The organism is Stutzerimonas kunmingensis (assembly GCF_002929225.1).
Classification (GTDB): Bacteria; Pseudomonadota; Gammaproteobacteria; order Pseudomonadales; family Pseudomonadaceae; genus Stutzerimonas.
In genome coordinates, this window is the sequence record NZ_PISM01000004.1 from 1,034,017 (window position 1) to 1,048,811 (window position 14,795).

Here is a 14,795-nt window from a genome sequence, read left to right on the forward strand (position 1 = left end):
TTCCCTAAAGCACGGCTGCCCGGTAGAATGGCCGCTCGTTTCCCTCGGAGCTGGCCATGTCGACCTTTATCCAAACCGCCGAAAACATCACCCCCGAAATCTACCTGAACCTCAAGCAGGCGCTTGAACTCGGCAAATGGGCTGACGGCCGCAAGCTGACCCCCGAGCAGAAGGAAACCTGCATGCAGGCGGTGATCGCCTGGGAGATGAAGAACCTCCCGGAAGAACAGCGCACCGGCTTCATGGGCGGTCAGGAATGTGCTTCCAAGAGCAAGAAGGCTGAGCCGGCCATCGATACCAGCCTGTTCGCTCCCGCTTCGGGAACCCGCCACTGATGCTCGAATTGGGACGCGGTGCGCTGAGCAAGATGTCGATCCAGCTCGGCGCACCGGCGCAGTATTCCTTCCGTCTGAACGACGAGCTGGTGCCGGTCAATCCGCTGATCGGCAAGACCCTGCGTCTGGAATACCTCGGCGCCATCAACTGCACCCATTGCGGGCGCAAGACCAACAAGAGCTTCAGCCAGGGTTATTGCTATCCCTGCTTCAAGAAGCTGCCGCAGTGCGATGTCTGCATCATGAGCCCGGAAAAGTGCCACCACGATTTCGGCACCTGCCGCGACCCGCAGTGGGGCATGGACTTCTGCATGACCGACCACGTGGTCTACCTGGCCAACTCGTCGGGCATCAAGGTCGGGATCACCCGTGCCACGCAGCTGCCGACGCGCTGGCTCGATCAGGGCGCCAGCCAGGCGCTGCCGATCATGCGCGTCGCCACACGCCAGCAGTCCGGAATGGTCGAAGACCTGCTGCGCAGCCAGGTAGCGGATCGCACCAATTGGCGCGCGCTGCTCAAGGGCGATGCCGAACCCATCGACCTGATCGAAATGCGCGAGCAGATCTTCGATGCCTGTGCCGATGGGTTGCGCGAGTTGCAACAGCGCTACGGGCTGCAGGCGATCCAGCCGGTGGCGGACGCCGAGGTGCTGGAGATTCGCTATCCGGTCGACGCCTATCCGACCAAGGTTGTCAGTCTCGATCTGGAGAAGACGCCCGTAGTCGAAGGTACGCTCAGGGGCATCAAGGGCCAGTACCTGATTCTCGATACCGGCGTGATCAACATTCGCAAGTTCACCGCTTATCAGGTCGCCGCCAGCGCTACCGCGTAGGGTGGATAACGCTTCGCTTATCCACCGCTTACGGCCGGCGGGCTCAAGGATGAGCGGCCTGGAACATCCCTGTGGAAAAGGCTTCTCCGTTTCCACCCTACAAGTCCGTCGCGACAGACGCTAAGCTCGAACTCATCCGCAGCCCGGTTTCCGGGCTGGCAGTCCATCGCCAAATTCCTGCTTGAAGCTAGCCGCTTGAAGCTCAGTCGACGAGGTTTCCATGCGTACCGAACAACCGAAAGTCATTCATCTGAAGGATTACCAGGCGCCTGAATACCTGATCGATGAAACCCACCTGACCTTCGAACTGTACGAGGACCGCACCCTGGTGCACGCCCAGCTGGTGATGCGCCGCAATCCCGAGCGCCCGGCTGGCAAGCTGCCGCCGCTGGAGCTGCACGGCCAGGAGCTTGAGCTGCAGGCCATCGCGCTGAACGACCGCGAGCTGAGCCTGGGCGACTACCAGATCAGCGAAGACTGTCTGACCCTGCAGCCGGACAGCGAACGCTTCGTCATCGACACTTCGGTGGTGATCCATCCGGAAACCAACACCGCGCTGGAAGGGCTGTACAAGTCCGGCAGCATGTTCTGCACCCAGTGCGAGGCCGAGGGCTTCCGCAAGATCACTTATTACCTCGACCGCCCGGACGTGATGAGCAAGTTCACCACCACCGTGAGCGCCGAACAAAAGGCCTATCCGGTGCTGCTCTCCAACGGCAACCCGATTGCCAGCGGCAGCGAGGACGACGGCCGCCACTGGGCGACCTGGGAAGACCCGTTCAAGAAGCCGGCCTACCTGTTCGCCCTGGTTGCAGGTGACCTCTGGGCGATCGAAGACAGCTTCACCACCATGAGCGGGCGCGACGTGGCGCTGCGCATCTATGTCGAGCCGGAGAACGTCGACAAGTGCCAGCACGCCATGGACAGCCTGAAGAAGTCGATGAAGTGGGATGAAGAGTCCTACGGTCGCGAGTACGACCTGGACATCTTCATGATCGTCGCGGTGAACGACTTCAACATGGGCGCCATGGAGAACAAGGGCCTCAACATCTTCAACTCCAGCGCAGTGCTGGCCCGCGCCGAAACCGCTACCGATGCCGCGCACCAGCGCGTCGAGGCCATCGTCGCCCACGAATATTTCCACAACTGGTCGGGCAATCGCGTGACCTGCCGCGACTGGTTCCAGCTGTCGCTCAAGGAAGGCTTCACCGTCTTCCGCGATTCGCAGTTCAGCGCCGACATGAACTCGCCGACCGTCAAGCGCATCGAGGACGTCGCCTACCTGCGCACCCACCAGTTCGCCGAGGACGCCGGCCCGATGGCGCATTCGGTGCGCCCGGAATCCTTCATCGAGATTTCCAACTTCTACACCCTGACCGTCTACGAGAAGGGCGCCGAAGTGGTGCGCATGATCCAGACGCTGCTGGGCGACGAGGGCTTCCGCAAGGGCAGCGACCTCTATTTCGAGCGGCATGACGGCCAGGCCGTGACGGTCGACGATTTCGTCAAGGCGATGGAGGACGCCAACGGTGCGGACCTGACCCAGTTCAAGCGCTGGTACAGCCAGTCCGGTACACCGCGCCTGGCCGTCAGCGAGCAATACGACGAGGCAGCGAAGACCTACCGCTTGACCTTCCGCCAGAGCTGTCCGCCGACACCGGGCCAGCCGACCAAGGAGCCGTTCGTGATCCCGGTGGCGCTGGGCCTGCTCGCCGCCGATGGTTCGGACATGCCGCTGCGTCTGGACGGTGAAGCCTCCGCCGTCGGAACCAGCCGCGTGCTGGCGGTGACTGAAGCCGAACAGACCTTTACCTTCGTCGACGTCGCCGAGCGTCCGCAGCCATCGCTGCTGCGCGGCTTCTCCGCGCCGGTAAAGCTGGATTACCCGTACGACCGCGACCAGCTGATGTTCCTGATGCAGCACGATTCCGACGGCTTTAATCGCTGGGAAGCGGGTCAGCAGCTGTCGGTGCAGGTGCTGCAGGAGCTGATCGGTCAGCATCAGCGTGGGGAAGCGTTGGTGATGGATGAGCGCCTGGTCGAGGCGCTACGCAGCCTGTTGCAAAACGAGACGCTCGATGCAGCGATGGTCGCCGAGATGCTCTCGCTGCCGGGCGAGGCCTATCTGACCGAAATCAGCGAAGTGGCGGACGTGGATGCCATCCATACGGCACGCGAGTTCGCCCGCCAGCGCATCGCCGATGCGTTGTTCGAGCCGCTGTGGCAGCGCTACCAGGCCAATCGCGAAACCTCGCGCAGCACGCCCTATGTCGCCTCGGCCGAACATTTCGCCCGTCGCGCCCTGCAAAACATCGCATTGTCGTATCTGATGCTGAGCGAAAAAGCCGAAGTCGTGGAAGCCTGCCTGGAACAGTTCGAGCAGGCCGACAACATGACCGAGCGCTTGACCGCACTGGCCGTGCTGGTCAACTCGCCGTTCGAGGCCGAGCGCGACAAGGCGCTGCAGGCCTTCGCCGAGCACTTCAAGGACAACCCGCTGGTGATGGATCAGTGGTTCAGCGTCCAGGCCGGAAACCCTTTGCCCGGCGGGCTGGAACGGGTGCAGACGCTGATGCAGCACCCGGCATTCACCCTGAAGAATCCGAACAAGGTGCGTGCGTTGATCGGCGCCTTCGCCAACCAGAACCTGGTCAACTTCCACCGCGCCGATGGCGCCGGCTACCGCTTCCTCGCCGACCAGGTGATCACCCTCAACGCGCTGAACCCGCAGATCGCCTCGCGCCTGCTGGCACCGCTGACCCGCTGGCGCAAGTACGACAGCGCCCGGCAGGCGCTGATGAGGGCCGAGCTGGAGCGCATCCTGGCGTCCGGAGAGCTGTCCAGCGATGTCTACGAAGTTGTGAGCAAGAGCCTCGCCTGACTCGACAAGGCCGATCGTGCAATGCGATCGGCCTTTCTTTTACGAGGGCCCGTTCCCAGGCACTATCCACGGCAAACAACCTTCCTGCGTATCGTGACCATCCTCTGGCGCCTCGCGTCGGATCGTCACTGCGGGATCGAAAGGGGCGGTCGGCACATACTGGCCACTGGCCCAATCACGCTGGGTGATCACGCGTCAATCATTGCGTGAGAGTTAACAATTCATAACGTCCAGCCAATTGTGCCTGTCTGCGGAAGCTGGCTAGGATGGCCGAGCCTGCATTACAGGCCTTACCTAATAAGAATAAAGGGGGTATGTATGAGTGAGCCCGTTCAGCGGCGCACACTATCCGGCCGCGCCGTGGTTCCATGCCAGGCGAGGGCGTCGCGTCTTCACTCATCGGTTGCCGGCATGCTTTCGCTGTGCGGCGCCTTCTCACTCCTGCTGCTCGCAGCATCGGCGCCCGCCCAGGCTGCTACCGATGGCCAGGCCCGCTACTCGATCGAGTCGGCCAAGGCGGTTTCCAATCTTCTGCTCGATATCACCCAAGCCGGCGAACGGCTAGTTGCGGCAGGCGATAGAGGCCACATTCTCTATTCCGACGATGGTGGCGCCAGCTGGATGCAGGCCAAGGTGCCGACGCGCCAGCTGCTGACGGCCATCGACTTCGTCGACGACAAGCACGGCTGGGCGGTTGGCCATGACGCGTTGATCCTGGCTACAGCCGACGGCGGTGAGAGCTGGACGGCGCAGTATGAGGATCGCGAACGCGAGGCCCCCTTGCTGGACGTCTGGTTCGAAGACACCCAGCACGGCATCGCGGTTGGCGCCTACGGTGCGCTGCTCGAAACCATCGATGGCGGTCAGAGCTGGGAGGACATCAGTGAGCGCCTCGACAACGAGGACGGTTATCACCTGAACGCCATCACCCATATTCAGGGCTCGGGCCTGTTTGTCGTAGGCGAACTGGGCGGAATGTTCCGTTCTGCCGATATGGGCGAAACCTGGGAGCGCGTCGAGTCGCCGTATCAGGGGTCGTTCTTCGGGGTAGTCGGCGGTTCGGAACCGGGGGTCGTGGTTGCCTTCGGGCTGCGCGGCCACCTGTTCCGCTCCATCGACTTCGGCGACAGCTGGGAAGGCATCGAGCTCGTCAACGGCAACGGCAATGTACTGGAGTCCGGGCTGGCCGACGGCAACCTGCTGCGTAATGGGCGCATCGTGGTGGTCGGTCACGGCGGCGCGGTACTCACCAGCGACGATCAGGGCCGTAGCTTCAAGCTGTTCAATCGCCCCGACCGCCGTTCGCTGTCGGGTGTCACCTCCGATTCCCAAGGCAACCTGATCCTGGTAGGGCAGGGTGGTGTTCGCATCGCCTCGCCATCGGGCGCGGATCTGGCCACACAACAATAAAGCCGGGAGAGTCTGCATGACCAAGCACCACCAGAAGCCGGCGTCGTTCCTCGAGCGCCTGATCTTCAACAACCGGCCGGCAGTCGTCGTACTCTGCCTGCTGATCAGCGCATTTCTCTTCTATCAGGCGGCCCAGGTTCGGCCGCAGACCAGCTTCGAGAAGATGATTCCGCTGGGGCATCCGTATATCCAGAAGATGCTCGAGCACCAGAATGATCTGGCCAACCTCGGCAACACGGTGCGGATCTCCGTGGCAGCAAAAGATGGTGACATCTTCGCCAAGGACTACATGGAAACGCTGCGGCAGATTCATGACGAAGTGTTCTATATCCAAGGTGTCGATCGCTCCAACATGAAGTCGCTTTGGAGTCCCAGCGTTCGCTGGACCGAGGTGACAGAGCAAGGCTTCGCCGGCGGTGAGGTCATTCCGCAGACCTATGACGGGTCGCCGGAAAGTCTCGATGACCTTCGCAGCAACATTCTCAAGTCCGGTCAGGTCGGGCGTCTGGTCGCCAATGACTTCAAGTCCAGCATCATCGACGTGCCGCTGATGGAGTCCTACTCGGATCCGGAAGATCGCAGCAAGCAGATCAAGCTGGACTACCAGAAGTTCTCCCACGAGCTGGAAGAGAAGATTCGCGACAAGTACGAGACGCAGAACCCGAATGTGGAGATTCACATCATCGGCTTCGCCAAGAAGGTCGGTGACCTGATCGACGGGCTGGTCGGTGTGGCGTTGTTCTTCATCGTCGCCATCGGCATCACCTTCGTCCTGCTGCTGTGGTTCACCCGTTGCCTGAAGAGCACCATTGCGGTGTTGATCACCACGCTGATCGCCGTGACCTGGCAGCTCGGCCTGTTGCACACCCTGGGCTTCGGGCTCGATCCGTACTCGATGCTGGTACCGTTCCTGGTCTTCGCCATCGGTATCTCCCACGGCGTACAGAAGATCAACGGCATCGCCATGGCCTCCGGCTATACCGAAGATCCGGTGACGGCGGCGCGCATGGCTTTCCGTCAGCTGTTCATCCCGGGCATGGTGGCGTTGCTGTCGGATGCGGTGGGTTTCGTAACCCTGCTGCTGATCGATATCGGCGTGATCCGCGAGCTGGCCATCGGCGCTTCGCTGGGCGTGGCGGTCATCATCCTGACCAACCTGATCCTGCTGCCGGTTGCGATTTCCTACATGGGCATCAGTCAGCGGGCGATCAAGCAGGCCCGCGAAGAAGCCTCGCGCGATCATCCGTTCTGGCGTGCGCTGTCGAATTTCGCCAGCCCGAAGGTGGCACCGATCTCCATCACTATCGCCGTGGTCGCGCTGGCGGGTGGCCTCTGGTACGGCCAGAACCTGAAGATCGGCGACCTTGATCAGGGCGCGCCGGAGCTGCATCCGGATTCGCGCTACAACCTGGACAACGACTTCGTCATCCGCAACTACTCGACCAGTTCCGACGTGCTGGTAGTGATGGTCAAGACCGCGCCGGAAGGCTGTTCGCACTACGACACGCTCGCCGCCATGGACGAGCTGATGTGGAAGATGCAGAACACCGAGGGCGTGCAGTCGGCGGTGTCGATGGTGTCGGTGGCGCGCCAGGGCATCAAGGGCATGAACGAGGGCAGCCTTAAATGGGAAACGCTTTCGCGTAACCAGCATGTGCTGAACAACTCCATCGCCCGTGCCGAAGGTATGTACAACAGCGACTGCTCGCTGGCACCGGTACTGGTGTTCCTCAACGACCATAAGGCCGAGACGCTGGAACACGTGGTCGCCGCGGCGAAGGAGTTTGCCGAGGAGAACAACCGCGAAGGTCTGGAGTTCGTGCTGGCGGCAGGTAACGCCGGTATCGAAGCGGCCACCAATGAGGTCATCGCGGCGTCGGAAACCACCATGCTGATCGCCGTCTACCTGGCTGTGAGCATCATGTGCCTGCTGACCTTCCGTTCGCTGGCGGCCACGCTCTGCGTGATCCTGCCGCTGGTGCTGACTTCGATCCTGGGTAACGCGCTGATGGCCTTCATGGGCATCGGGGTGAAGGTGGCGACGCTGCCCGTGATCGCACTGGGCGTGGGTATTGGTGTGGACTACGGCATCTACATCTACAGCCGTCTGGAGTCGTTCCTGCGCCAGGGCATGACCCTGCAGGAAGCCTACTACCAGACCCTGAAATCCACCGGCAAGGCGGTGATCTTCACCGGCGTCTGCCTGGCGATCGGTGTGGTCACCTGGGTGTTCTCGGCGATCAAGTTCCAGGCCGACATGGGTCTGATGCTGACCTTCATGTTCCTCTGGAACATGGTCGGCGCGATCTGGCTGCTGCCGGCCCTGGCTCGCTTCCTGATCAAACCGGAGAAGCTGCGTCAGAAAGCGTGACAAGGCCAAAGCGCTTGCAACAAAAAACCCCGCTCTGCGGGGTTTTTTGTTGCAAGCGCTTTGGTTAAGGCTGAACCCCGTCAATCAATTTCAGTTCGAGCGGATAGCCCTGGGCAGGCTGTACTACGGTTTCGGTTTCGACGATGTTTAGAAATTTACCGCTAGGGTCTTTGGTGACCGTCACGGTCTTGCTGTATGTGCTCTGTACCACACAGCCTGAAAGCAGCATTGATGCAACTAAGGCGGCGAGATAGGCGGAAGTTTTCATTCTGTCGGCTCCAAGCATATGTGTTGGGGCGCGGAATCTACCATCATATTGCTATCATCACTACCGGCTGCATGTTGGGCCGAAGCCAGTCCAGACATGCTGAGCATCAGTGTCGCCTTCGACTATCTGGGAACGTAGCCCGCCCTAGGTCATGCTGTCATGCCCTGCACCTGTATAACGGCCTGTGCGGCCACTTCGCCGATCACCAGGATCGCCGGGCTCCTCAGCTTGAAGGCCAAGGCATCACGGCACATGCCGGCGAGGCTCGAACGGCATTCGCGTTGCTGCGGCAGTGAAGCGTTCTCGATCATCGCCACTGGTGTACCGGCCGGGAGGCCACCCTCCAGCAAACCAGCCTGGACCTGTTCCAGCTTGCTCACACCCATGTACACCACCAGCGTGGTGCCGCTTTTGGCCAGCGCCTGCCATTCCGGACTGCTGTCGTCGAGCGTGTGCGCTGTTACCAGGGTGACGCCGCGGGCGACGCCGCGCTGGGTCAGCGAGATGCTGCATTGCGTGGCACCGGCCAGGCCGGCAGTGATGCCGTTGACCAGCTCGACCTCGATGCCGCGTGCCGACAGCCATTCGGCTTCTTCGCCACCGCGGCCGAAGATGCACGGATCGCCACCCTTGAGGCGCACCACGCACTTGCCCTGGCGGGCGTAACGCAGCATCAGACGGTGGATGAAGGCTTGCGGCGTGGAGCGGCAGCCGCCGCGCTTGCCCACCGGGATGATGCGAGCGTTCGGGCAGTGTTCGAGCACGGCGAGGTTGACCAGGTCATCGATCATCACCACCTGTGCTTCGCCCAGCGCGCGCACGGCCTTGAGGGTCAGCAGTTCCGGGTCGCCAGGGCCGGCGCCTACCAGCCAGACTTTTGCACTCATGGGGTAATCCTCGTCTTGGTTGGTATCAGAGAAGTGCGCGTTCCGGCTGGCTGGCCAGCAGACGCTTGATTTCGGGCACGCAGGAGCCACAGCTGGTGCCGCAACCGAGTTCCTGCTTGAGGCCGGTGAGATCGAGACCGCGCTCGATGCCTGCACGGACCTTGCTTTGGCTTACATTCATGCAATTGCACAGGGTGCGGTCGGTGTTGATCGTCGCGCCGCCAGGCGGCGCACTGAGAGGCGCCAGCAGCCAGCGACGCAGTTCGGCGTCGGCACTGCCGCTTTCCCAGAGCCCGCGCAGCCACTGCCGGGCGGCGGTTTCGCCGGCCAGGCGCAGGGCGACGATGCGACCGTCCTCGATGCGTACGCGCTTGCCGACTGCACGACGCGGGTCGTCATAGGCCAGCACCGGGCCTTCGTCGAGGCCGAGCAGGCCGTCGATGGCGTCCAGCTCGGCAGCGTTTGGCGCCGCGTTCCGGGCTGCGCGGATTAGCAATGCCGAGCGCTCGCGTCCGCCGAGGCTGAAACTGGCGTAGTCGAAGGTCTCGAACAATGGCCGCAGCGCCTCGAAACGTCGCTGCACATCACCCTCGACCAGTGCGAAGAACTGCCAGGGCAATTCGACCTGTTCGACTTCGATGCCGGCGTGCTTGAGTTCCGGTTGCTTCGACAGCGGATCGACGCTGGCCAGGGTCAGGACGTTGCTGCCCAGCCCCTTGAGAAAGCGATCGCCCCAGTGCATCGGCAGGAACGCCTGGCCGGCGCGCAGGCTGTCATCCCTCTGCACCGGGAGAATCAGGCTGCCGCGACGGCTCTTCACCCTCACCAGCTGGCCGTCCAGCAGACGCCGGCGACGCATGTCCTCGGCGTTCATGCCGAGCAGTGCTTCCTCGACATGGCCGAACAGTCGTGCGGCGGTGCCGGTGCGGCTCATGCCGTGCCACTGATCACGCAGTCGGCCGGTATTGAGCGTCAGCGGGTAGCGCGCCTCGCGCTTTTCCTTCGGCGCCTGGTAGTGCTCGGCGATAAAGCGAGCTCGGCCATTGGCCGTCGGAAACAGGCCATCGGTGTACAGCCGCGCGGTACCGTGTTCGCTGTCCGGTGGGAACGGCCATTGTTGCGGACCGAGGGTATCGATCAGTGCGTAGCTCAGGCCGCTGTAGTCCAGATCGCGGGCGGCGGTGAGCGGCTTGTACTCCTCGAACAGCGCTTCGGCACTCTCGAACGCGAACAGGCTCGGCGCGCCGGGGCGCAGGCGACGTTCCAGCCGTCGGGCGAAATCGCAGGTGATCGCCCAGTCCGCACGGGCTTCGCCTGGGGCCGGTACGGCGCGGCGCACGTGGCTGATGCGGCGCTCGGAGTTGGTCACGGTGCCTTCCTTCTCGCCCCAGCTCGCGGCCGGCAGCAGAAGGTCGGCGTGGCGGCAGGTTTCGGTGGTGAAGAAGGCTTCCTGCACCACGACGAAGGGGCAGGCGGCCAGGGCCTCATGGACTTTCTGCTGGTCCGGCAGCGACTGAGCCGGGTTGGTGCAGGCGATCCACAGCGCCTTGATCTTGCCGGCGCGCACGGCGTCGAACAGCTCGATGGCGGATAGTCCGGGCTGTTTCGGCAGCTGCTCGACACCCCAGTAGTCAGCTACTGCGGCACGGTGTTCGGCATTGGTCGCGTCGCGGTGGCCTGGCAGCAGGTTGGACAGGCTGCCGGTTTCGCGTCCGCCCATGGCGTTCGGTTGGCCGGTCAGCGAGAAGGGCCCGGCGCCCGGCTTGCCGATCTGTCCGGTGGCCAGGTGCAGATTGATCAGCGCGCTGTTCTTGGCGCTGCCGGCGGTGGATTGGTTAAGGCCCATGCACCACAGGCTTAGAAAACTAGGCGCGCTACCAATCAGTCGTGCGCAGCTCTGCAGGTCGTCGACGCTGATGCCGCAGAGGTCGGCGACCATCGCCGGGGTGTAATCGCGCACCAGGCTTTTCAGCGCATCGAAGCCTTCGGTATGGGCGTCGATGAAGCGGCGGTCGATCCAGCCTTCCCACATGAGGATATGCAGCAGCCCGTGGAACAGCGCGACATCGGTGCCCGGCAGGATCGGCAGGTGCAGGTCGGCCAGCTCGCTGGTGTCGGTACGGCGTGGGTCGATGACGATGATGGTCATCTCCGGCCGCTTCGCCTTGGCTTCCTCCAGTCGGCGGAACAGCACCGGATGCGCATAGGCCATGTTGCTGCCGACGATCAGCAGGCAATCGGCCTGCTCGATATCTTCGTAGGAGCAGGGCGGAGAATCGGCACCCAGGCTGCGCTTGTAGCCGACTACTGCCGAGGACATGCACAGCCGCGAATTGGAATCCAGGTTGTTGGTGCCGATCAGGGCGCGGGCCAGTTTGTTGAAGGCGTAGTAGTCCTCGGTCAGCAGCTGGCCGGAGACATAGAAGGCGATGCTGTCCGGGCCGTGCTCGCGGATGGTCTCGGCGAATACCCTGGCCGCGTGCTCCAGGGCACTGTCCCAGTCGGTACGGCTGCGCGCCAGGCCCTTGCCCAGACGCAGCTCGGGGTAGAGCGCGCGAGCGTCCAGATCGCCGGTCAGGTGCAGGGTCGAGCCCTTGCTGCACAGCTTGCCGAAGTTGGCCGGATGGCTGGGGTCGCCGGCCACATCGAGGATGCGCTCGCCGTCGTGCTCGATCAGCACGCCACAGCCGACACCGCAGTAGCAGCAGGTCGAGGCGGTTGTCATACGCATGGCGTCGTCTCCTGGGAAAAGGTGCTGGTCAACTGCGGTGTGTTCAGGCCGCGCATTCCTTGCGCTGGTTAAGCGAAAGCTGCACGCGACCATTCTCGACGCGCGCCTCGTGGCGGTGGGCGCAGCCGACGTCGGGCGCTAGTGCTTCGCCGCTTTGCAGGTCGATCTGCCAGTTATGCAGCGGGCAGGCGACCTGCTTGCCGTAGACGATCCCCTGCGAAAGCGGGCCGCCCTTGTGTGGGCAGCGGTCGTCGAGGGCGAAGACCTGATCGTCCGAGGTGCGGAAGATCGCGATGTCGCCCTTGGGGCCGGCGATGATGCGCGAGCCGAGCGGGTTGATCTCATCCAGTGCGCAGATATCGAGCCAGTTCATGCGGTGTCCCTCCAGATCAAGTTCTCAGGCGTTTTCCAGCTGCTTGACGGCGATGCGGTCGAATTCCTTCTTCAGCTGCGGCTTGGAAAGTTGCTCCTGCCACGGGTCCTGCTCGAAGGAGAGCGAGAACAACAGCCGCTGATGCAGCGCCTTGCGTCGCTCGGCGTCGTCCAGCACGGCCTTCTTGATGTGATCCATGCCGACGCGCTGCATGTAGTGCACGGTGCGCTCGAGGTAGAAGGCTTCCTCGCGGTAGAGCTGGAGGAACGCCAGGCTGTATTCCATGACCTCCTCGGCGCTCTTCACCTTGACAAAGAACTCGCCGGCCTCGGTCTTGATGCCGCCGTTGCCGCCGATGTACAGCTCCCAGCCGGAGTCCACACCGATGATGCCGACGTCCTTGATGCCGGATTCGGCGCAGTTGCGCGGGCAGCCGGAAACGGCCAGCTTGACCTTGTGCGGCGACCACATGTTGAACAGCGCGTGTTCCAGGTCGATGCCCATCTGCGTGCTGTTCTGCGTACCGAAGCGGCAGAACTCGCTGCCGACACAGGTCTTCACGGTACGGATGGATTTGCCGTAGGCGTGGCCGGAAGGCATATCCAGGTCTTTCCAGACACCCGGCAGGTCTTCCTTCCTGATGCCCAGCAGGTCGATGCGCTGGCCGCCGGTGACCTTGACCATCGGCACCTGATACTTGTCCGCCACATCGGCGATGCGCCGCAGTTCGGCGGCATTGGTAACGCCGCCCCACATCCGCGGGATGACCGAGTAGGTGCCGTCCTTCTGGATGTTGGCGTGGGCGCGCTCGTTGATGAAGCGCGATTGCGGGTCGTCCTTGGCTTCGCCCGGCCAGGTGGAGATCAGGTAGTAGTTCAACGCCGGCCGGCAGGTGGCGCAGCCGTTTGGCGTGCGCCAATCCATGAAGGCCATGGCCGCCGGGATGCTGGTCAGGTGGTGCTCGCGAATGGCCTTGCGCACCTGACCGTGGTTGAGGTCGCTGCAGCCGCAGATGGCCTTCTCGCTCTTCGGCTTGACGTCGGCGGCGCCGCCGACGGTGTTGATTAGGATCTGTTCGACCAGCCCGGCACAGGAGCCGCAAGAGCTGGCGGCCTTGGTGTGCTTTTTCACCTCGTCCACCGAGAACAGCCCGTGTTCCTGGATCGCCTTGACGATGGTGCCCTTGCACACGCCATTGCAGCCGCACACTTCCATATCGTCGGGCATGGACATGGCCTTGCTCTGGCCCTGGTGGCCAGCGTCGCCGATGGCGCCTTCGCCGAACATCAAATGGTCGCGTATCTGGCCCACGTTCTGGCCTTCGCGCACCTGGCGGAAGTACCAGCCGCCGTCGGCGGTGTCGCCATACAGGCAGGCGCCGACCAGTACGTCGTCCTTGATCACCAGCTTCTTGTAGACGCCGCCGATGGGGTCGGAGAGGGTGATGGTCTCGGTGCCATCGCCGCCGATGAAATCGCCGGCCGAGAACAGGTCGATGCCGGTGACCTTGAGCTTGGTCGAAGTCACCGAGCCCAGATAGCGGGAAAAGCCGAGCATGGCCAGGTGGTTGGCGCAGACCTTGGCCTGTTCGAACAGCGGTGCGACCAGGCCATAGGCGGTGCCGCGATGGTTAGCGCATTCGCCGACGGCGTAGATGCGCGGGTCGTAGGTCTGCAGGGTGTCGTTGACCAGAATGCCGCGATTGCACGGGATGCCGGCCTGTTCGGCCAGTTCGCTGTTGGGGCGGATGCCGGCGGCCATCACCACCAAGTCGGCGGGGATCACGTCGCCGTCCTTGAACTTGACCGCGCATACCCGGCCTTCGCCGTTGTCGAGCAGTTCGGCGGTGTGCTTGGGCAGGAGAAACTTCAGGCCACGGCTTTCCAGCGCGCTCTGCAGCAGGGTGCCGGCGGTCTTGTCGAGCTGGCGCTCCATCAGCCAGTCACCGATGTGCACCACGGTGACGTCCATGCCCCGCAGCTTTAGGCCGTTGGCCGCTTCCAGGCCGAGCAGGCCGCCGCCGATGACCACCGCGTGTTTGTGGGTCTTGGCGGTTTCCATCATCACTTGGGTGTCGGCAATGTCGCGGTAGCCGATTACGCCCTGAAGGTCCTTGCCGGGAATCGGCAGGATGAACGGGTTGGAGCCGGTGGCGATGAGCAAGCGGTCGTATTCCGCCTCGCTGCCGTCATCGGCGATCACCCGGCGTTTGACCCGGTCAATCTTCACCACCTTGCGGTTGAGCTTGAGGTGGATATCGTTCTCTGCGTACCAGTTCAGGTCGTTGAGCACGATCTCTTCGAACTGCTGTTCGCCGGCCAGCACCGGGGAGAGCAGGATGCGGTTGTAGTTGGGATGTGGCTCGGCGCCGAACACCGTGATGTCATAGAGCTCGTTGGTGAGCTTGAGCAGTTCCTCAAGGGTCCGCACGCCGGCCATGCCGTTGCCGATCATTACCAGTTTGAGTTTCTTCATGCCCGTTCTCCGTGCCAGCTGCCGTCCGGCCTGCTCGAAATTTTTCAACAACAAAAAAGGCGTCCCACCGGTTACCCAGTGAGGACGCCTTTGTCCGTGTCCCGCTCTCTCGGGAGACCTGCCGCTCCACGTTGAGGGTCAGGTCGTAATGATTCTTCGAGGTTCTGCTTTGCAGAGGTTATGCCAATTTGCAAATACACCAATTTTCAAGGGCTTGAGCGGTTGATGGGG

Annotated in this window: 10 protein-coding genes; 5 read left to right on the top strand and 5 right to left on the bottom strand. The window is 62.8% G+C overall.

The window, feature by feature from the left end; genetic code table 11:
- Positions 1–56 precede the first annotated feature (56 nt).
- The 5 genes from CW305_RS06040 to CW305_RS06060 all read left to right on the top strand — a co-directional run bounded on the left by CW305_RS06040 (position 57) and on the right by CW305_RS06060 (position 7,830).
- A complete protein-coding gene (locus CW305_RS06040) occupies positions 57–335 on the top strand; it encodes a YeaC family protein (RefSeq protein ID WP_003298300.1) in 279 nt (92 codons plus the stop codon).
- Positions 335–1,168: a DUF2797 domain-containing protein gene (locus CW305_RS06045; protein WP_014820716.1), complete on the top strand. Its 834-nt coding sequence runs from the start codon at positions 335–337 to the stop codon at positions 1,166–1,168. Before CW305_RS06040 ends, CW305_RS06045 begins: the two co-directional genes overlap by 1 nt.
- 220 nt (positions 1,169–1,388) lie before the next feature.
- The gene (pepN, locus tag CW305_RS06050) at positions 1,389–4,049 is read left to right on the top strand and encodes an aminopeptidase N (RefSeq protein ID WP_104097344.1); all 2,661 of its coding nucleotides are present in this window, start codon (positions 1,389–1,391) and stop codon (positions 4,047–4,049) included.
- Between the two features lie 411 nt (positions 4,050–4,460).
- A complete protein-coding gene (locus CW305_RS06055; protein WP_044315292.1) occupies positions 4,461–5,459 on the top strand; it encodes a WD40/YVTN/BNR-like repeat-containing protein in 999 nt (332 codons plus the stop codon).
- A 16-nt stretch (positions 5,460–5,475) separates the two neighbouring features.
- Entirely contained in the window at positions 5,476–7,830 is a 2,355-nt protein-coding gene (locus tag CW305_RS06060) for an efflux RND transporter permease subunit (RefSeq protein ID WP_014820713.1), read from the top strand.
- A gap of 64 nt (positions 7,831–7,894) precedes the next feature.
- Here CW305_RS06060 and CW305_RS06065 read toward each other — a convergent pair whose 3' ends face one another.
- From CW305_RS06065 to nirB, 5 genes are all read right to left on the bottom strand, one after another.
- The gene (locus tag CW305_RS06065) at positions 7,895–8,098 is read right to left on the bottom strand and encodes a hypothetical protein (RefSeq protein WP_104097345.1); all 204 of its coding nucleotides are present in this window, start codon (positions 8,096–8,098) and stop codon (positions 7,895–7,897) included.
- 149 nt (positions 8,099–8,247) lie between these two features.
- The gene (gene cobA / locus CW305_RS06070) at positions 8,248–8,985 is read right to left on the bottom strand and encodes a uroporphyrinogen-III C-methyltransferase (RefSeq protein WP_104097346.1); all 738 of its coding nucleotides are present in this window, start codon (positions 8,983–8,985) and stop codon (positions 8,248–8,250) included.
- Between the two features lie 25 nt (positions 8,986–9,010).
- Complete coding sequence (locus tag CW305_RS06075; RefSeq protein WP_104097347.1) at positions 9,011–11,716, bottom strand: nitrate reductase; 2,706 nt, start codon at positions 11,714–11,716, stop codon at positions 9,011–9,013.
- A 43-nt stretch (positions 11,717–11,759) separates the two neighbouring features.
- Complete coding sequence (nirD, locus tag CW305_RS06080; RefSeq protein ID WP_014820710.1) at positions 11,760–12,089, bottom strand: nitrite reductase small subunit NirD; 330 nt, start codon at positions 12,087–12,089, stop codon at positions 11,760–11,762.
- A gap of 24 nt (positions 12,090–12,113) precedes the next feature.
- Positions 12,114–14,564, bottom strand: coding sequence for a nitrite reductase large subunit NirB (nirB, locus tag CW305_RS06085; RefSeq protein WP_104097348.1), 2,451 nt, complete (start codon positions 14,562–14,564; stop codon positions 12,114–12,116).
- Positions 14,565–14,795: the final 231 nt, after the last annotated feature.